Source organism: Bradyrhizobium sp. ISRA436 (assembly GCF_029910015.1).
GTDB lineage: Bacteria > Pseudomonadota > Alphaproteobacteria > Rhizobiales > Xanthobacteraceae > Bradyrhizobium.
In genome coordinates this window covers 3,461,194-3,480,066 of the sequence record NZ_CP094519.1, presented here as the reverse complement: position 1 = coordinate 3,480,066, position 18,873 = coordinate 3,461,194, and the positions used below count along the sequence as shown (strand labels likewise).

Annotated in this window: 19 protein-coding genes; 10 read left to right on the top strand and 9 right to left on the bottom strand. The window is 65.2% G+C overall.

What is annotated here, in order from left to right:
* Positions 1–90 precede the first annotated feature (90 nt).
* Both MTX23_RS16495 and MTX23_RS16490 read right to left on the bottom strand, forming a co-directional pair.
* Positions 91–2,388: a PAS domain-containing sensor histidine kinase gene (locus MTX23_RS16495; protein ID WP_280977728.1), complete on the bottom strand. Its 2,298-nt coding sequence runs from the start codon at positions 2,386–2,388 to the stop codon at positions 91–93.
* Between the two features lie 396 nt (positions 2,389–2,784).
* Positions 2,785–2,997 carry a hypothetical protein gene (locus MTX23_RS16490; RefSeq protein ID WP_280977727.1) on the bottom strand — a complete coding sequence of 71 codons (213 nt, stop codon included), beginning with the start codon at positions 2,995–2,997 and terminating at the stop codon, positions 2,785–2,787.
* Between the two features lie 454 nt (positions 2,998–3,451).
* Here MTX23_RS16490 and MTX23_RS16485 point away from each other — a divergent pair, with 454 nt between their 5' ends.
* The gene (locus MTX23_RS16485; protein WP_280972113.1) at positions 3,452–4,420 is read left to right on the top strand and encodes an IS481 family transposase; all 969 of its coding nucleotides are present in this window, start codon (positions 3,452–3,454) and stop codon (positions 4,418–4,420) included.
* 549 nt (positions 4,421–4,969) lie between these two features.
* Here MTX23_RS16485 and MTX23_RS16480 read toward each other — a convergent pair.
* Positions 4,970–5,740, bottom strand: a complete 771-nt coding sequence (locus MTX23_RS16480) for a gamma-glutamyl-gamma-aminobutyrate hydrolase family protein (RefSeq protein ID WP_280977726.1) — start codon at positions 5,738–5,740, stop codon at positions 4,970–4,972.
* 299 nt (positions 5,741–6,039) lie between these two features.
* On the opposite strand from MTX23_RS16480, the gene MTX23_RS16475 reads away from it, so the two are divergent.
* Positions 6,040–7,188: an AI-2E family transporter gene (locus MTX23_RS16475; protein ID WP_280977725.1), complete on the top strand. Its 1,149-nt coding sequence runs from the start codon at positions 6,040–6,042 to the stop codon at positions 7,186–7,188.
* A 67-nt stretch (positions 7,189–7,255) separates the two neighbouring features.
* On the opposite strand, the gene MTX23_RS16470 is transcribed toward MTX23_RS16475, so the two are convergent.
* The 6 genes from MTX23_RS16470 to MTX23_RS16445 form a co-directional block, all read right to left on the bottom strand.
* A complete protein-coding gene (locus MTX23_RS16470; protein ID WP_280977724.1) occupies positions 7,256–7,552 on the bottom strand; it encodes an antibiotic biosynthesis monooxygenase family protein in 297 nt (98 codons plus the stop codon).
* A gap of 100 nt (positions 7,553–7,652) precedes the next feature.
* Positions 7,653–7,889 carry a hypothetical protein gene (locus MTX23_RS16465; protein WP_280977723.1) on the bottom strand — a complete coding sequence of 79 codons (237 nt, stop codon included), beginning with the start codon at positions 7,887–7,889 and terminating at the stop codon, positions 7,653–7,655.
* A 45-nt stretch (positions 7,890–7,934) separates the two neighbouring features.
* Positions 7,935–9,152, bottom strand: coding sequence for a GGDEF domain-containing protein (locus MTX23_RS16460; protein ID WP_280977722.1), 1,218 nt, complete (start codon positions 9,150–9,152; stop codon positions 7,935–7,937).
* A 234-nt stretch (positions 9,153–9,386) separates the two neighbouring features.
* Positions 9,387–9,863, bottom strand: a complete 477-nt coding sequence (gene rpsI / locus MTX23_RS16455; protein ID WP_280977721.1) for a 30S ribosomal protein S9 — start codon at positions 9,861–9,863, stop codon at positions 9,387–9,389.
* Complete coding sequence (gene rplM, locus MTX23_RS16450; protein WP_280977720.1) at positions 9,864–10,328, bottom strand: 50S ribosomal protein L13; 465 nt, start codon at positions 10,326–10,328, stop codon at positions 9,864–9,866.
* 154 nt (positions 10,329–10,482) lie between these two features.
* A complete protein-coding gene (locus MTX23_RS16445) occupies positions 10,483–10,911 on the bottom strand; it encodes a PaaI family thioesterase (protein ID WP_280977719.1) in 429 nt (142 codons plus the stop codon).
* A gap of 70 nt (positions 10,912–10,981) precedes the next feature.
* On the opposite strand from MTX23_RS16445, the gene MTX23_RS16440 reads away from it, so the two are divergent.
* From MTX23_RS16440 to nadC, 8 genes are all read left to right on the top strand, one after another.
* Entirely contained in the window at positions 10,982–11,806 is an 825-nt protein-coding gene (locus tag MTX23_RS16440; protein WP_280977718.1) for an enoyl-CoA hydratase, read from the top strand.
* Positions 11,807–11,916: 110 nt separating this feature from the next.
* Positions 11,917–12,501: a CoA-binding protein gene (locus MTX23_RS16435; RefSeq protein ID WP_280977717.1), complete on the top strand. Its 585-nt coding sequence runs from the start codon at positions 11,917–11,919 to the stop codon at positions 12,499–12,501.
* 150 nt (positions 12,502–12,651) lie between these two features.
* On the top strand, positions 12,652–13,932 hold the full coding sequence (locus MTX23_RS16430; RefSeq protein ID WP_280977716.1) for an O-acetylhomoserine aminocarboxypropyltransferase: 1,281 nt from the start codon (positions 12,652–12,654) through the stop codon (positions 13,930–13,932).
* 127 nt (positions 13,933–14,059) lie between these two features.
* The gene (locus MTX23_RS16425; protein ID WP_280977714.1) at positions 14,060–14,464 is read left to right on the top strand and encodes a hypothetical protein; all 405 of its coding nucleotides are present in this window, start codon (positions 14,060–14,062) and stop codon (positions 14,462–14,464) included.
* Between the two features lie 14 nt (positions 14,465–14,478).
* Entirely contained in the window at positions 14,479–15,435 is a 957-nt protein-coding gene (locus tag MTX23_RS16420) for a hypothetical protein (protein WP_280977713.1), read from the top strand.
* 54 nt (positions 15,436–15,489) lie between these two features.
* Positions 15,490–16,476, top strand: coding sequence for a quinolinate synthase NadA (nadA, locus tag MTX23_RS16415; protein WP_280977712.1), 987 nt, complete (start codon positions 15,490–15,492; stop codon positions 16,474–16,476).
* A complete protein-coding gene (locus MTX23_RS16410; RefSeq protein WP_280977711.1) occupies positions 16,473–18,023 on the top strand; it encodes an L-aspartate oxidase in 1,551 nt (516 codons plus the stop codon). Before nadA ends, MTX23_RS16410 begins: the two co-directional genes overlap by 4 nt.
* Complete coding sequence (nadC, locus tag MTX23_RS16405; protein WP_280977710.1) at positions 18,020–18,871, top strand: carboxylating nicotinate-nucleotide diphosphorylase; 852 nt, start codon at positions 18,020–18,022, stop codon at positions 18,869–18,871. The genes MTX23_RS16410 and nadC overlap by 4 nt, the downstream gene beginning before the upstream one ends.
* Positions 18,872–18,873 lie beyond the last annotated feature (2 nt).

Below are 18,873 nucleotides of genomic sequence, written 5' to 3'. Positions count from 1 at the left end.
GGCCGCGCCATTGTTGTGCGGCGATGATAGATCATGATCGATGGCAGTGTGCAGCGATTTCCGCGTGGATCGCCTCAACAGCGCGCCGGACTACGTTTTGTCGGGTGGATTTTCGCGCAGGAAGCGCTCGAGATCGGGTTGCACGGAGTAAGGCAGCGGAACCGGATCGCCTTGCACGTCGACCGCCAGATCGAGGCAGCGCCGCAGCATCCGCGCAAGCTCGGCGCGCCGGTAGGGCTTTGTCAGCAGCGGAATGCCGTGGCCGGGACGCGCCTGCGCAGGCAGCGCACCGTCGCTGTAGCCCGACGTCAACAGCACGCGCAGCGTCGGCCGCCCCGTCATCAGGGTCTCGGCCAACTGCCGCCCGTTCATGCGGCCTGGCATCACGATGTCGGTGAACAGGAGATCGAACGCAGCACCGCGATTGACGATATCGAGCGCGGCGTCCGCATTGGCCGCGACGAGCACCTTGTAGCCCAGGCTCTCGAGCTGCCCCGTGACGTATTCCCGGATCTTGTCGTCGTCCTCGACGCACAGGATGGTCTCGTCGCCGCCGCGGAGCGGCTGATCGGTCTCTTCGACCGGAAGGGGCGCAATTCCGTCGGCCTTGGGCAGGTAGATCCTGAAGGTGGCGCCCTGCCCCTCCTCGCTCAGCGCCTCGATGCCGCCTCCGGTCTGCTTGGCGAAGCCGAACACCATGCTGAGCCCGAGCCCGGTGCCCTGCCCCACCTCCTTGGTGGAGAAGAACGGATCGAAGATCTTCTCCAGATGCGTCGGCGAAATCCCGACACCGGTATCGGTCACCTCGATCACAAGGTGGTCGCCGGCCCGCTCGACGCCGCGCGCCACTGCGTCGGGAATGCCGAGCTGGATGTTGCGGGTGGCAAATGTCAGCGTTCCGCCGTCCGGCATCGCATCGCGCGCGTTGATCGCGAGGTTGACCAGCGCGGCGCTGAGCTGGCCGCGGTCGACGAACGCGAGCCACGCGTCGCGGGCAAGCTCCGTCCTGATCTCGATCCGCGAGCCCAGCGTCTGCGACAACAGCCGCACCACCTCGCCAATCAGGCGGTTGACGTCGGTCTCGGCGGGTTGCAGCGGCTGCTTGCGGGCGAACGCCAGCAGGCTCGCCGTCAGCTGGGCGCCGCGATCGGCGGCGTCGCTGATCAGCTTGGCGATCGAGGCCAGGTGCGGCGCGTCCTTGACGCCATCGGCGAGGATCTCGATCGTACCGGTGATCACCGTCAGCATGTTGTTGAAGTCGTGCGCGATGCCGCCGGTCAACTTCCCGACCGCCTCCATCTTCTGCGCCTGGATCAACTGCTCCTGTGCCGTGCGCCGCTGCGTGACGTCACGCACGAAAGCGTTGATGATGTAGCCATCGCCGCGGTGCAGCGCGCTCAGCGACACCTCGACGAAGAACCGGTGACCGTCCCGGTGCAGCGCCTCAGACTCGTAGCGCATGCCCATGCCGCCGGCTGCGATCTCCTGCAGGAAGCGGGCGATCCGCTGCCGATGCGCGTCCCGCAGCTCTTCCGGAAACACCAGCTCCACGAGCTTGCGGCCGACCGCATCCGATCGCGACCACCCCGTCAGCGCTTCCGCCTGCGAGCTCCAGTCGAGGACGATGCCGTCCTGGTCGGTCTGGACGAACGCGTCGAGCGCAGTCTTGACGATGGCCTGCGCCATCTGCTCGCTCTCGACCAGTGCCTGATGCGCCCGTCGCCGTGCGGTGATGTCGTGGAGCACCGTGACGGCGCCCCGAAGCTTGCCGGCGTCGTCGCGCAACGGCCGGGCATTGGCCAGCAGGCGCACGCCCTGCTCTGATGGCCTGGGCTGCACAACCAGCTCGAGATCGTCGACCTCTTCGCCGCGCAGCGCGCGCGCCAGCGGCATCTCCGCAATCGGCATCGCGGTCTTGCCGTCGGCGCAATAGCACTGGAAGGTCCGGACTCCGGTCAGGATGTTGAAACCTGGATCGACGCCGAGCAACCGCCGCGCAGCAGCGTTGATGATCACGACCGCCCCGCGCTGATCGACAACCACCACGGGATCGCCGATGCTTTCGACGGTCTTCTCCAGCAGGCTCTGCCGGGTGCCCAATTTCGCGGACAGCTCGGCGAGTGCGCCCCTGGCAGTTTCCCGGTCGCCGCGCGACGGCATCGGCACTGTCTCGCCGCGAGACAGTCGCTCGACCGTCCACGCCACCTGGGCGAGCGGCGTCGACAGCGACCTGCCGATCATGACGGCCATCACCAGCGCCAGGGCCACCCCGACCGCGCCTGCCGCCAGCAGGCCCGGTGACGCCACGCCGTGGATGAACCCCACGGCGAGCAGGGTCACGACGACGGGGAGCATCGTCCCGAGCGCCAGTCGGCCCGCCAAATTCATCCCAACCAACTCATCGTGATCCGCCGCACCGGAAAGAGGAAAGGAAGGCAGTATATCGGCAAGGGACCGTCGGCGCCGGGCAATATCCGGTGACCTTCCGTCGTGCTGCTCATCCGAGTTCGGTCGGACGCTCCGCCAATTCCACATCCGTAAAATTACGGAGGGCATATTCCCGGTGTCGATTGGTACGGTCGCAGCGGCATGCAGTCTAGGCCGGAACAGATCGTTATTCAACGCAGCCGGCCCGATCGCCATCGGTAACCCAAAGGAGATTTCCGCCTTGGCCTGCCGATGTGCCGTGCCCACGATCCTGGATCGCCGTAACCGCGAGTTCATCATGTGTGATGCGACTTCTCTCGCGAGCAGTTGAGCAATCTCCCTTCTGCGCAGCCTGCTTCAGCAGATCATCGCATTGTCGCCGTGATCGCAGACATCGCGGGGCGGCGTGGAGAACAATGCGTGCGGGCTCTGGATACGGGCATGGCCGCAAGTCCAGTCACTGCCGGACAAGGACGCCTTGCCTCTCATCACGGTATATCGCTTGGCGCTGGCGCTCTCATGAGCGGCGGCAGGCATTGCGAGCAGGCCGATCGCGATCGATCCGGCCATGGGCCTCTCCCGACGGAATGCAACATGCCAAGGAGGCTTGTCCTCTCCGGCGGTCCGTGGCTTCGCACCCTCACCATGATCGGCGCACTGCGCGCTTCATTCCCGGCGTCCGTCGCGGTACGCCGGTCCGGGCCTGGCGTCGTTTTGCCGCGCCCATGCCACTGATTTGCCCGACGGCGCAAGCCCTTGCGCGCAAAATATTTCTGTTTTCCAGAAGTAAAATTCCGTGTATGAATCGCCCGTCTCACCCGCTTGAGGGGCGCTTCGCGATCGTCACGAGTGTTGGGTCGAGATGCGGTGGACGCCGCTGTCACGGCTGACGAGCGTGGCAGATAGCGGACGGTGAAGTCGTGCAGGCCTGACGCCCTAGTTGTGAGCTTTCAGGAGGTTGTCCATCTGGTCTGAACCGAGGAAGCTGAGGCTGCGACGCTTCAGGGTTCCCCGGAGAGACCAGATGAACATCCACAAGAATGCGCCTTTGACGCCAAAAGGTCGAGCGGCGATGGCGCGGAGCGTGATCGAGAGCGGCCTGACGAAGGCCGCCGCCGCGCGCCAATTCAATGTTACGGCGAAGACAGTCGCCAAATGGGTCAAGCGCTTCCGCGCAGAAGGCGTCGATGGTTTGCAGGATCGGTCCTCACGGCCGCATTCCTTGCCAAGCCAAACCCCGGCCGCCACATGCGCCGCTGTCGAGACGTTCCGCCGGCAGCGCCACACCGGCAAGCAGATCGCGCGCGAGGTCGGGGTCTCAGCAGCAACCGTCAGCCGGATCCTGCGCCGGCTCGGTTTGAACCGGCTGGCTGCGCTGGAGCCGGCTGAGCCGATCCGGCGCTATGAGCGCCAGCATCCTGGTGAGCTGATCCACATCGACATCAAAAAGCTCGGCAAGTTCAATCGGATCGGCCATCGGATCACCGGCGATCGACGTGGGGCGAGCAACCTGCGTTCTCGCCGTCAAGGACCAGGTTGGGAATACGTCCATGTTTGCATCGACGATGCGTCGCGGATCGCCTTCAGCCAGGTCATGAAGAACGCGCGAAAGGGCTGTGCCGTCGCCTTCCTCAAGGCGGCGGTGGCCTACTACGTGAGCCTGGGCGTGAAGGTCGAGCGCGTCATGACCGACAACGGCGCGTGCTACAAATCCGCCGCCTTCCGAAAGGCATGTCAGCGCCTCGGCCTCAAGCACATCCGCACCAAGCCCTATACGCCCAAAACCAATGGCAAGGCCGAACGCTTCATTCAGACCAGCCTGCGAGAATGGGCCTACGCGCAGGCCTACAACACCTCAACAGAAAGAGCCGCGGAGCTGCCACGATGGCTTCACCGCTACAACTGGCATCGTCCTCATGGCAGTATCGGCTCAAAGCCGCCGATCAGCAGGCTCGGATTAACCGGGAACAACCTCTTGAGGCTCCACACCTAGTGGCAGGTGTCTCCTTGCAAAGCGCGAAGCGCTTTTGCAAAGACGGTGACAACAAAGCCCAGTCTCGCCGGGGCGAGCACGTATAAGCCGTAACCCATCGCGCAGGGAAAGCCGGGATTGCTCCGGTTTCACCTGTGGTCCTACCTCCCGCGTTTTTTACTACGCGGGACCCATGGGTGCGATCGGCACCCGGCTTTCCCTGCGCCCTCTGATCGACGAGGGCGGAACGACATGCAAAGCTCGGACGATTTGCGTCGCGAGAACGCGAAGCCATATCTCCACGACTGTCATCGCCCGCGAAAGCGGGCGATCCAGTATTCCAGAGGCAGCAGTGATTGATCCGAGAGGCCGCAGCGTACTGGATACCCCGCATGCGCGGGGTATGACGGCGGAGCGATGGATTGCTTCCGCCTCCGCCGAGGCTTCGGCGGACAAGTCGCTGCTACCGCTCCTCGCAATACGGCGTTTGGTGTTGGAGCGCGTCACAGGCCCGGTGTCGTCCCGCAAAATCAGGGACGACATCAGTGGCTGCTGTGCGGACAGCCGTCGTTACGCCGCCCGGCGCCGCTCGCGCAGCGCGTCGCCAAAGGCCTCGAACAGCGCGCGGTTGATCGGATTGCGCTGCGGATCGTATTCGGCGTGCCATTGCACGCCGAGCGCAAAGCCGGGCGCATCGGCGATGCGGATCGCCTCGATGGTGCCGTCCTCGGCGATGCCCTCGATCACGACGCGCTTGCCGGGCTCCAGGATGCCCTGCCCGTGCAGCGAGTTGACGCGGATGGTCTCGCATCCGAGGATTTTCGCGAAGGCGCCCCCCGGGGTCAGCGTGACGTCGTGACGATCGGCGAACACAACCGTGGGATCGGGGTGGATCTCGCCGTTCTCCAGCCGCGGCATGCGATGGTTCATGCGGCCGGGGATCTCGCGGATCTCCGGATGCAGCGAGCCGCCGAAGGCGACATTCATTTCCTGCAGGCCACGGCAGATGCCGAAGATCGGCACGCCGCGCGCGACGCAGGCCTCGGACAGTGCCAGCGCAACGTCGTCGCGGTGAATGTCGTAAGGTTCGTGGGCCGCGCAAGGTTCGGTATTGAAGCGGGTCGGGTGGACGTTGGCGCGTGCCCCGGTCAGGACCACGCCGTCGACCACATCGAGCAGTGCTGCGACATCGGTGATTTCGGGGGTTCCCGCGAACATCAGGGGTACCGCACCGGACACTTCGGCAACCGCGCGAAGGTTGCGCTCCCCAACCATCTGGACTGTGAAACGATTCTCGATGCGATGGGCGTTTCCGATCACGCCAACCACGGGCCGTCTCATTATCTACGTCTCGCGCAATGATTATTCTAAGTTTGCTACGATTCCGAGGCAATCATGCCTTCCAGTTCCCACCGGATCAACTGCCTATAACTGCACAGGACGGTTGCAGCCCTGCACAAAGCCGGCCGCGGAGGGGCGCCTCCGGCCACGCCGGCCAGCCGAGGACGCGGGCTCCGTCCCCGCCCTGCTCCGGTGCCGGTCGCGGCAGATCAGCGTCAAACCGGCCCAGTCCGGCCGCTTGATCCTGGCGACGATTTCGCCAAAGACTGCTTTGCACATCGGCGCGAGGGGAATCACCCGTGACAAATCCGGCTGACAATCGCCTGCAGGCCCGCAACGACATGGCATGGGCGATTGCCGTCGGCGGCATCGGCGCGGTGCTGTTCGCGGCGCTGTTGACGTTCGCCTGGCATTTCGCCGCGACGCTGTTCCTGCTGTTCGCGGGCATGCTGCTCGGCGTCGGACTGAACGCGATGACCACCCTGCTCGGCCGCCTGACCGGGCTGCCCCACGCGCTGCGGCTCGCGCTCGTGTGTCTTGCGCTGGCGGGCATGCTCTCCGGCATCGTGTTCCTTGGCGGCACCACGATCGCGCAGCAGGCGACGGTGTTGAGCAACACCATCAAGTCACAACTCGGCAGCGTGAAGGAGTTCCTCGAGCAGCACGGCGTCGATACCAGCTATCTCGACTTCACCAATGCGGCAGGCGAAGCCAAGCCCGAGGGCACGGCCGCAGCGACGGCACCGACAACGACGGCGCCCGCGGCGTCCTCGTCGCACGGCCTGCCGGGCGCCGGCACGCTGGCCTCGAGCGGCGGAGCCATCATCAGCCAGACGTTGAAGGTGCTGCTCGGCACCGTCAGCGTCGTCGGCAACTTCTTCATCGTGCTGTTCCTGGGCCTGGCCTTCGCCGCCCAGCCGAGCATCTATCGCGCCGGGCTGTTGTTCATCGCCCCGGCCAAGTACCGCGCGCAGGCGACCGTCATCGTCGACCGGATCGGCGATACGCTCGAGCGTTGGCTGATCGCGCAGATCATCACCATGGCCGCGGTGTTTCTCGTCACCTGGATCGGACTCGCGATCATCGGCATCCCGAGTTCGTTCATCCTCGGCATCCAGGCCGGCCTGCTCGCCTTCATCCCGACGGTCGGCGCGATCCTCGGCGGATTGATCGTGGTGCTGGCAAGCCTTGCCACCGGGTGGATCGCGGCGCTCTCCGCCTTCATCCTGTTCCTCGGCGTGCACGCGCTGGAAAGCTACGTGCTGACGCCGATCATCCAGCGCCAGGCGCTCGATATCCCGCCGGCGACGCTGTTCGCGTTCCAGATCCTGCTCGGCGTCGTGTTCGGCGTCTGGGGGCTGGCGCTGGCGCTGCCGCTGATGGCGATCGCCAAGGTGATGATCGACCATTTCAAGGCGGAGGACAAAGCGCCTGCGCACGCCGCTTAGAGCGTTTTCAAGCGAAGCGGGCACCGGTTCGCGTGAAGAAAACGCGTCAAAACAACAATCGATCGCCTCAGGTGGTCAGCACCGTCTCGGTGTGCTCGACGTCGGGCGGCGCCGCGAAGTACTGACCGACCAGCGCGCGCCAGGCGGTGAAATCCTCCGAGCCGCGGAAATCAACCGTGTGGTTCTCCAGCGTCTCCCACTTCGCCATCAGCCGGTAGCGGGACGGCTTCTCGATCGATTTGTGCAGCTCGAATCCCTTGCCGCCCTTGGCGCGCAGGAACAGCGGGCGCGCCTTGGCGACCGCAGCTTCGAAATCCTTCTCGCTGCCGGGCTTGACGTCGATGAGTGCGATTTCCGTGATCATTGGGCTTTGGCCTCCTAACGAAGGCCCGTCTGTAGCCCAGCCGCCGGAAAAGAAAAAGGCGCCGCCGCGGGCGCCGTGCTTTGCCGGTTCCGCCCTGGGTTCACTTGAACAGCAGCACCGTGCCCACGAGCATCAGCATGATACCGAGCAGCATCGCGGCCGGCCAGCGGCTCTTCGGCTGGCCGTACCGGCCCTGCGCGCGCCGTTCGGCGATCAGCGCGCTCTCATATTCATCCGAGTTCGAGAACATGCAGGCGAAGCCACCACGCGTCGAAGCGGCAGCGGCTTCGAGCGACATCAGGACGGCCTGCGGATTACGTGTGTGAAACGATTCCATGCCCGGAAACATGGGATGGAATGGTTAACCAAAGATTGCCGCAGCTCAACCTTGAACGGTCGCCGGCTTGTGGCGCGCCGGCGCAGGCAGGCCGGCGGTCTTGCGCCGCCAGTTCTCCAGCGAGAGCGGCAACTCCTCCGCCGCCTCGACGCGGTTGCGGCCGCCGCGCTTGGCCTGGTAGAGCGCGGTGTCGGCCGACGCCAGCAGCACCTCGAGCTCGGTGCCGGCAGGGCCACCGGCCACGCCGATGCTGACGGTGGTGTCGACCGGGCCCTCATCGCAAACGATGCCGCTGGCCTCGAAGGCCTCACGCACCCGCTCGGCGACCAGCACGCCCTCCTCCAGCGAACAGGACAAGAGCGCTGCGAACTCCTCGCCGCCGATCCTGCCCGAGAGATCGCTGCTCCTGAGACTGTTGACCACGACGGCGGCGAACAGCTTCAGGATCTCGTCGCCGGCGGGATGCCCGAAGCGGTCATTGATCGACTTGAAATGATCGATGTCGAAGATCATCACCGTGACCGGACGGCCGGCAACGGCCTCGCGCTCGATCACGCGCGCGCAAGCCTCAGAGAAGCCGCGGCGGTTCAGCATGCCACTCAGGGGATCGACCGACGCGGCGGTCTTGTGCACGGCGACCGCGCGGTCCGAGACCATCATGAAGATCACGAACACCGTTCCGATCGCATACAGCACGAGTTCGATCGCGAACAGGGTCACCCAGAAGCTGTTGGCGAAGATCTGGCCTTGCGGCCGCAACAGGTCGCCGATCAGGATCGGCAGCATCAGGACGGAGCCGTGCACAACAGGCACGACGATCGCGGGCCAACGCTTCTGCATCGCGCGGCGACGCTCGCTCCACAGTTCGGAGGCGGTCAGCGCGGCGTAGATCGCGACGATCATCGCGCCGATCGTCACGCGCGTCGCGGAATCCTCCACCGTCGTCACAGCGCCGATCCAGGCGATCGCGCCGAGCACAAGGCCCGGCAGATTGGGCCTGCGTCCGCGAAATACACGCGAGGCGTTCCAAACCATGCCGCAGGCGATAAAGCCGGCCGCGTTCAGCGCCAGCAGGACAGGCTCGCCGAGGAAGGAGCCGCCGATCGTCCAGAGCGCGACCGACACTGCACCGAGGAGATAGGCGGTGCCCCACCATTTCAGCGCGGGAATGTTCTCCTGCCTGCCGAAGAACACCAGCATCGCACCGAGCATGCCCGCGACGATGGTGGCGAACAAATAAAGTGTCGACGGATCGAACGACATAAACTCACCCCAGCCCGGTGTGATGCAACGATCGCAGGCGCAAATAATGGTGATGCCGCGCCACTGCGAGCGCACAGGCTAGAGCGCCCGCGTTCGAAATTCGTTTGCGCGCCTACGCAAGTTTTCGCGAAAATCTGCGCTAATTCGCCTCTAAGCGGGCAGCAAAAAGGGCGCCTTTCGGCGCCCTCTTCAACTCGATGCTCGCGGCGTTTGCCGCAAATTTTAGGCCTCGAATTAGCGCTTCGAGAACTGGAACGACTTGCGGGCCTTGGCTTTGCCGTACTTCTTGCGCTCGACCGAGCGGGAGTCGCGGGTGAGGAAGCCGCCCTTCTTGAGGACGCCGCGCAGTTCGGGTTCGAAGTTGGTCAGCGCCTTCGAGATGCCGTGGCGAACCGCACCGGCCTGGCCGGAGAGACCGCCGCCGGTGACGGTGCAGATCACGTCGTACTGGCCGTTGCGTGCGGCTGCGACCAGCGGCTGCTGGATCATCATGCGCAGCACCGGGCGGGCGAAGTACACTTCGAACTCGCGGGTGTTGACCGAGATCTTGCCCGAGCCGGGCTTGACCCAGACGCGGGCGACCGCGTCCTTGCGCTTGCCGGTGGCATAGGCGCGGCCGTACTTGTCGACCTTCTTGACATACTTCGGCGCCTCGGGAGCCGCCGGCTTGACCTGCGCGAGCTGGTCGAGGGACTGCAACGTGTCGGACATTTATGCGGCCCTCGTGTTCTTGCGATTCAGGGAAGCGATATCGACCTTCTCGGGGTTCTGGGCTTCATGCGGATGATCGGCACCCGCATAGACGCGCAGATTGCCCATCTGCCTGCGGCCGAGCGGACCGCGCGGAATCATGCGCTCAACGGCCTTCTCGACGACGCGCTCGGGGAAGCGCCCCTCGAGGATCTGCTTCGCGGTGCGCTCCTTGATGCCGCCGATATAGCCGGTGTGCTTGTAGTAGGTCTTCTGGTCGCGCTTGCGACCGGTCAGCACCACATGCGCGGCGTTGATGATGATGACGTTGTCGCCGCAATCGACATGCGGGGTGTAGGTGGGCAGGTGTTTGCCGCGCAGACGCATGGCGACGAGGGTGGCGAGACGACCGACGACGAGACCCTTGGCGTCGATCAGCACCCACTTCTTCGTCACTTCGGCGGGCTTGGCCGAGAACGTGCTCATGTGTGGAATCCGTGAAAAAAGAAATCGGCGCCGTGTGCGCCGAACTGCGTGGGTTTCTAGAGAAGCCGCGCGCGCACGTCAACACTCAGGCGAACGAATTACATCAATCAAACCAATGGCTTATAATTATGGTATTTTAATACCAGGGAAAAGCTCATTTGTTTGGAATGGAATAGGTCGCCGTGACGTGGGCAATCGGGTCCGGCGAGCTGCCGGACAGCAGGTTGACCTCGCCGACCGCGAGGCGCTTGCCGAGCTTGAACAGCTTCGCGACCGCGAGCACGTCCTGCCCCGGCTGGCCCCTGCGCAGGAAGTTGATGTTGAGATTGGTGGTCACGGCAAGACCGACCGGTCCGATCGCCGACAGCAGCACCACGTACATCGCGAAATCGGCCAGCCCCATCAGGGTCGGTCCGGAGACGGTACCACCCGGCCGCAGCATGCGTTCGCTGAAGCGCTGGCGCAGCAGGGCGCTTTCGCCGTCGGCGCTCTCGATCCTGATGTCGTCGAAGGCGAACGCCTGCGGGAATTCCCGGCGCAGGAACTCCTCCACGTCAGCCACGCTCATTTTCGCAATTGCCATGCCGTCCCCGCCCTCGCGCCAGCCCGCCTGTTACATTAAATTGTCATCGAGACCATAATGGAATTTCGCCATGTCCGCCCAAGCCGCCCGCGCAGAAGCGCCGCAAGCCTCGATCCTGCTGCGAGAGACCATCGGCAGTATCGCGGTACTGACGTTGAACCGCCCGACGGCGCGCAACAGCCTGTCCGAAGGACTGATCGGGGAATTGCATGCCGCGCTCAACGACATCGGTGGCGACAATGCGATCCGCGGCGTCGTGATCGCCGCGAACGGCCTGGCCTTCTCGGCCGGCCACGATTTGAAGGAACTCACCGCGCGCCGCAGCGATGCCGATCGCGGCCGCGCCTATTTCGCGCAACTCATGAACGCATGCAGCGCGATGATGCAGGCCATCGTGCACCTGCCCAAGCCCGTTGTCGCGGCGGTCCAGGGCATCGCCACCGCGGCCGGCTGCCAGCTCGTCGCAAGCTGCGACCTTGCGGTGGCCTCCGAGGCTGCGACCTTCGCGACACCGGGCGTCGATATCGGCCTGTTCTGCTCGACGCCGATGGTGGCGCTGTCACGCAACGTGCCGCGCAAGCAGGCGATGGAGATGCTGCTCACCGGCGAGCCGATCTCCGCCGCGACTGCGAAAGATATCGGCCTGATCAACCGCGTGGTGCCTGTCGGCACCGAGCGCGACGCCGCGATCGCGCTGGCGCAGAAGGTCGCGCTGAAATCGGCCCACACGGTCAAGCTCGGCAAGGAGGCGTTCTATCGCCAGGCCGAGATGAGCCTCGCCGACGCCTATCGCTTCGCTGCCGAGGTGATGACCGAGAACATGATGGCGCGCGACGCCGAGGAAGGCATCGGCGCCTTCATCGAGAAGCGCCAGCCGAAATGGCAGGACAGGTAACCGCCGTCATTGCGAGCGGAGCGAAGCAATCCATTTCTCCACGCGACGATAGAATGGATTGCTGCGTCGCTTCGCTCCTTGCAATGACGTAATTGGACAGCTTTAAGCAGATGAACCACGACGCCTACGACGACAATTACATCCGCAGCATCCTCAACGGTGTGAAATCGATCGCGATGGTCGGCGCCTCGCCGGTCAATGTGCGGCCGAGCTATTTCGCCTTCAAATATCTGGCGCAGCGCGGCTACGACATGATCCCGGTCAATCCCGGCCATGTCGGCAAGTCTCTGATGGGCAAACCGTTCGTGGCATCGCTCGCGGATATCGGCCGCCCGATCGATATGGTCGATATCTTCCGCAATTCGAGCCACATCATGCCCGTGGTGGACGAGGCGCTGAAGCTGTCGCCGCCGCCGAAGGTGATCTGGATGCAGCTCGGCGCGCGCGATGATGCCGCCGCCGAGAAGGCTGAAGCCGCCGGCCTCAAGGTGGTGATGAACCGCTGCCCGAAGATCGAGTACGGCCGGCTGTCGTCGGAGATCTCCTGGATGGGCGTCAACTCGCGCACGCTGAGTTCCAAGCGCGCGCCTGTACCGACACAAGGCATGCGGCTGTCGCTCAACCGCACCAGCTTCGGCGGCGGTCAGACCGCGGCATCCGATCGCGCCGCGAAAAACAAGAGCGAGACGACCTGACGCATCGGCGGAATATTCGTTACGGTCACGCCGCATGGCAAGGCATGGTCGTTTCAAACGCGCGCTCACCCGCCAACTCGGCTTGACGGCAGGCGGCCCCCCCATCAGCATGCCGCGCATCTTCGATCACGCCACGACAGGACGCAGATAATGACCGATCGCCTTCCGGGATTTTCCACCCTCGCCGTGCATGCCGGTGCACAGCCCGATCCCACCACCGGCGCGCGGGCGACGCCGATCTACCAGACCACGTCATTCGTGTTCAACGACGCCGACCACGCCGCCTCGTTGTTCGGCCTACAGGCGTTCGGCAACATCTATACCCGCATCGGCAACCCGACCAATGCGGTGCTGGAAGAGCGTGTCGCCGCGCTCGAGGGCGGCACCGCGGCGCTCGCGGTGGCCTCCGGCCATGCGGCGCAGGTGGTCGTGCTGCAGCAGCTCATGAAGCCGGGTGACGAGGTCATCGCGGCGCGCAAGCTTTATGGCGGCTCGATCAACCAGTTCAACCATGCGTTCAAGGCGTTCGGCTGGAATGTGGCCTGGGCTGATCCCGACGACGTCGCAAGCTTCGAGCGCGCGGTGACGCCGCACACCAAGGCGATCTTCATCGAGTCGATCGCCAATCCTGCCGGCAGCATCACCGACATCGAGGCGATCGCGGCCATCGCGCGCAACGCGGGCGTGCCGCTGATCGTCGATAACACACTGGCCTCGCCCTACCTGATCAAGCCGATCGATCACGGCGCCGACATCGTCGTGCATTCGGCGACGAAATTCCTCGGCGGCCACGGCAATTCGCTCGGCGGCATCATTGTCGATGCCGGCACCTTCGACTGGTCGAAGGACAACAAATATCCGATGCTGAGCGAGCCGCGCCCGGAATATCACGGCATCAGGATCCAGGAGACCTTCGGCAATTTCGCCTTCGCGATCGCCTGCCGCGTGCTCGGCCTGCGCGACCTCGGGCCGGCGTTATCACCGTTCAACGCCTTCATGATCCTGACCGGCATCGAGACGCTGCCGCTGCGCATGCAGAAGCACTGCGACAATGCCAAGGCGGTGGCGGAGTTCCTCTCCGGCCATCCGGCGGTTTCGGCGGTGAACTACGCCGGCCTGCCCGGCGACAGATACAACCAGCTGCAGCGCAAGTATGCACCGAAGGGCGCGGGTGCGGTGTTCACCTTCAGCCTCAAGGGCGGCTACGACGCGGGCGTCAATCTGGTCTCGAACCTGAAGCTGTTCTCGCATCTCGCCAATGTCGGCGACACCCGCTCGCTGGTGATCCACCCGGCCTCCACCACGCACAGCCAGCTCGACGACGCTGCCAAGGTGAGGTCGGGTGCCGCGCCCGAGGTGGTGCGGCTGTCGATCGGCATCGAGGACAAGGAAGACCTGATCGCAGACCTCGACCAGGCTCTGAGCGCCTGATCGGCCGTCAGTCCGGGGCGGTGCGCCGCACCGCTCCGCCTCTTGCCTAAAACGACAACTCTCTCGTTAACGCTCATTCCGGCATAAGATGGCAGTGATAGGCTCCGGATGATTCGGGAGACGATTGATGCTGCGCTGGATATTGCCACTCGCGGTCGCGCTGTCTGCGATTCCGCCCGCTAACGCCGCCGACAGCCTCGTCGTCACCAAGCACGCGACCGTGCGTGCCGCGCGCCAGCTTCCGCCGGGCCTGCCCCGCCGGCACTACGCCTACCGCACGACCATCGCGCCACCGACCTATGTGCGGCGCGGACGCCAGCTCGTCGTGGTCGAGCCCACAGTGATCCCGCTCAACGCAGAGCCGTACATCCCGTTCGTGCCGGGTGAACCGCTGCTGCCCGGATCGTCCTCGCTGCCCGGCTATTACGGCAACGCCCACTCCTACAGTGACCTCGGCCCCTATTACGGCGGCGCCTATGTGGATTACTGGGACCGCCTGCCCTATGCCTGCGGCATCTACGGCTACTGTTAGCGCGGGACGAGCGCGTGGCTAGATCGACGCAGAAATCCAGCGCACCGGCTTCGGGGAACGCGATCACCGCTGATCTCGTCGCGGTGCTGGTGGCCGTCACCGAGGGTACGCCCAGGATCATGACCATCGCGGGTGGCTCCGCGCTGCCGAGCGGCCCGTTCGAGTTCAGCCACCGCTCGCTGCAGACCGCTCTGCGGGCATGGGTCGAGGCCCAGACCGGGCACCCGCTCGGCTATGTCGAGCAACTCTATACCTTTGCCGATCCCGGCCGCTCCGGCGACGTCAAGGGGCCGCACAGCGTTTCCATCAGCTATCTCGGCCTGACCCGCGAGGACAGGGTCGGCGAAGGCTTCAAGGCGCATTGGTCCGGCTGGTACGACTATTTCCCCTGGGAAGATCACCGCGCCGGAGCGCCGGCCTTCCTTGCCAAAATGGTGGCGCCAAAGCTGAAGGCGTGGGCGAAGTCCGCACCATCCCCGACGCTGCAGCGCGAGCGCTGGCAGCGCTGCGCCATCACCTTCGGGCTCGACGAGCGCGACTGGAACGAGGAGCTGGTGCTGCAGCGCTACGAGCTGCTCTACGAAGCATCGCTGATCCCGGAGGCCGGACGCGAGAACGGCCGCGACGCATCAGTGGTGCCGGGCAAGCCGATGACCGCGGATCATCGCCGTATCCTCGCCACCGGGATCGCGCGGCTGCGTGCCAAGATCAAATACCGTCCCGTGGTATTCGAGCTGATGCCGGCCGAATTCACCCTGCTCCAACTGCAACGCAGCGTTGAGGCACTCGCAGGCCGGCTGGTGCACAAGCAGAATTTCCGCCGGCTGATCGAGCAGCAGGAACTTGTTGAAGAGACTGGCGCAATCGCCACTGAGGCCGTCGGGCGGCCGGCCAAGCTGTTCCGCTTCCGTCACGCCGTGCTGGCCGAGCGGGCTGTCGCCGGCACCAAGCTCCCGCTCTCGCGCACTTGACAGCCCTTATGCTCAGGATAAGTATAAGCCATCTTATGCTCAAGGAGAGTATAAATGGCGTCCCTCGATACCGCACTCCTCGCCCGCACAGCCCCGCTCTATGAGCGCGTCAAACGCGTCATCCCACCCTTCGAATGGGCCACCTTCGCCGAGGACGTCGACGCGATCCTCAACCTGAAGCGCCGCCGCAACGCGGTCGTGCTGGCGCACAACTACCAGACACCCGAGATCTTCCACGGCGTCGCCGATATTGTCGGCGACAGCCTCCTGCTCGCGCGCGAAGCCACCAAGGTCGATGCCGACGTCATCGTGCTGGCCGGCGTGCACTTCATGGCCGAGACGGCGAAGCTGCTGAATCCCGAAAAAACTGTGCTGATCCCCGATCTCGCGGCCGGCTGCTCGCTCGCGGATTCCATCACGGCTGAGGATGTGCGGCTGATGCGCGCGCGCTATCCGGGCGCGCCGGTCGTCGCCTATGTCAACACGTCGACCGCGGTGAAGGCAGAGTCCGACATCTGCTGCACCTCGGGCAACGCGCTGAAGGTCGTGGAATCGCTTGGTCCCGAGCGCGTCATCATGCTGCCGGATGAATATCTGGCGCAGAACATCGCCAAGCAAACCACGAAGAAGATCATCGCCTGGAAGGGCCATTGCGAGGTGCATGAGCTCTTCACCGCCGATGACGTGCACCAGCTCCGCGAAGATCATCCCGACATCACCATCCTGGCACATCCGGAATGCCCGCCTGAGGTCGTCGCCGCAGCAGACTATTCCGGCTCGACGGCCGCAATGTCATCGTTCGTCGAAACCAAACGCCCGCCACGCGTCGTGCTGCTGACGGAATGCTCGATGAGCGACAACATCGCGGCCCAGCACCCGGATGTCGAATTCGTCCGCCCCTGCAATCTCTGTCCACACATGAAGCGGATCACGCTGAAGAACATCCGTCACGCGCTGGAAGCCAATCAGCACGAGGTCACGATCGCCCCCGAGATCGCCAACCGCGCGCGGCTGAGCGTCGAAAGGATGCTGGCGCTATGAGCACGGACATCTCCGATCTGACTGGCCGCCCCGTTATCATCGGTGGCGGCGCCGCCGGGCTGATGACCGCACTTGAACTCGCACCCGAGCCGGTGGTGCTGCTGTCGAAATCGCCGCTTGGCGCGGAAGCCTCCAGCATGTGGGCGCAGGGCGGGCTTGCCGCGGCCGTCGGCGAGGACGACACCCCTGCCCTTCATCTCGCCGACACCATCGCGGCCGGTGCCGGGCTGTGCGACGAAACCGCCGCAGCCCGGATCGTCGAGGCCGCGCCGGCAGCCGTGGAGCGGCTCACAGGACTCGGCGTCGCCTTCGATCGTCGGCCCGACGGAGGCTGGCGGCTGGGGCTGGAAGCCGCGCATGGCTGCAACCGAATCGTGCACGCCACCGGCGATGGCACCGGTCGCGAGATCATGCGCGGCTTGATCGCGGCGGTCCGCCGCACGCCATCGATCACGCTGCTGGAAGGCGTGGAGGCGCGCCGGCTCCTTGTCGAGGACAATGCGGTCAGGGGCGTGCTCGCGTCGCGCGACCGCGGCTGGTTCATCCTCTCCACCAATCGCGTCGTGATCGCGACCGGCGGCATCGGCGGTTTGTTCGCCGACAGCACCAATCCGAGCGGATGTTTCGGCCAGGGGCTTGCGCTCGCTGCGCACGCCGGCGCGACACTCTCCGACCTTGAATTCGTCCAGTTTCATCCCACCGCCTTCGACGGGCCGTCCCGCCCGATGCCGCTGTTGACCGAAGCCATCCGCGGCGACGGTGCGGTGCTGATCGACGAGAACGGACAGCGCTTCATGGCCGGCCAGCCCGGCGCCGAGCTTGCGCCGCGCGATATCGTCGCCCGCGCGGTGTGGCGCCACCGCGCCAACGGACATCGCACCTTCCTCGACGCGCGCAACAATCCGGGCGCGGATTTCGCGCGGCGCTATCCCGTGATCAGCGCATTCTGCAAGATGGCCGGCATCAATCCGGCCGAGGATCCGATTCCGATCCGTCCGGCGGTTCACTATCACATGGGCGGCATCGCCGTTGACGGCGAAGGACGCAGCACGGTGCAGGGTCTGTGGGCCTGCGGCGAGGCAGCCCGCTCCGGATTGCACGGCGCAAACCGGCTGGCGAGCAACTCGCTGATGGAAGCGATCGTCTGCGCACGATGGGTCGCCGAAAGTGTCGACGGCACGAGTGCAGGTCCGCGGGCCATACTGAACGCCGAGGCCGCGCCGCCGCCCGCCGATTCTTCGGCCGTGCGTCCGATCCTGACGCAAGGGCTCGGCGTGTTGCGCGACGGCGACGGGATCGAACGTGCGATCCGCAGCCTCTATCCGCTGGCGCGCAGCCAGGGTGCGGCGTCCGACGCGGCCTTGGTCGGATTGATGATCGCGGTTGCAGCCCTCAACCGCGAGGAAAGTCGTGGCGGCCATTTCCGCACCGATTTTCCCGACAGCGCTGCCTCGGCCATACCATCATCCCTCACCCGCACCGAAGCGCTCGCCGCGGCGCGCGAGATCGTCGAATCCATCCCAACCGTCAGGAGCGCCCAATCATGACCCTCGATCCTCTCTTGCCACTGATGTACGAGCCGATCGTGCGGACCGCCCTGCTGGAAGATCTCGGACGCGCCGGCGACATCACCGCCAATGCGATCGTGCCGATCAGCCAGCAGGCCCGGCTGGTGATGCGCGCACGGCAGACCGGCGTGGTCGCCGGGCTCGACGTCGCCCGTTGTGCCTTTCAGAGGGTGTCGCCCGCAATCGAGCTTCGAGCCGAGCGCCCGGACGGCAGCGCGGTCGAGCCCGACCAGGTGATCGCGATCATCGACGGCCCGGCGCGCAGCCTGCTGACCGCGGAGCGAACCGCGCTGAATTTTCTCTGCCATCTGAGCGGCGTTGCGAGCGCAACCGCGACCCTCGTCAAGGCTGTCAAGGGCACGCGCGCGCAGATCGTCTGCACCCGAAAGACCATGCCGGGGCTGCGCACGCTGGAGAAATACGCCGTCCGCGCCGGCGGCGGCGGCAACCATCGCTTCGGGCTCGACGATGCGGTGCTGATCAAGGACAACCACGTCGCGCTCGCCGGCGGCATCCGCCCCGCGGTCGAACGGGCGAAGGCGAATGTCGGCCATCTCGTCAAGATCGAGGTCGAGGTCGATACGCTGTCGCAACTCGAAGAGGCGCTGGAGCTTGGCGTCGACGCTGTGCTGCTCGACAACATGACGACCGAGCAGCTCCGCCAAGCGGCGGAGATGGCGCGCGGCAAGGCGATCACCGAAGCCTCCGGCCGCATCACCGCGGCGACCGCATCTGATATCGCTGCAACCGGCGTCGACCTGATTTCGGTCGGCTGGGTGACCCATAGCTCGCCCGCACTCGATATCGGGCTCGACTATCTGTCGTGAAG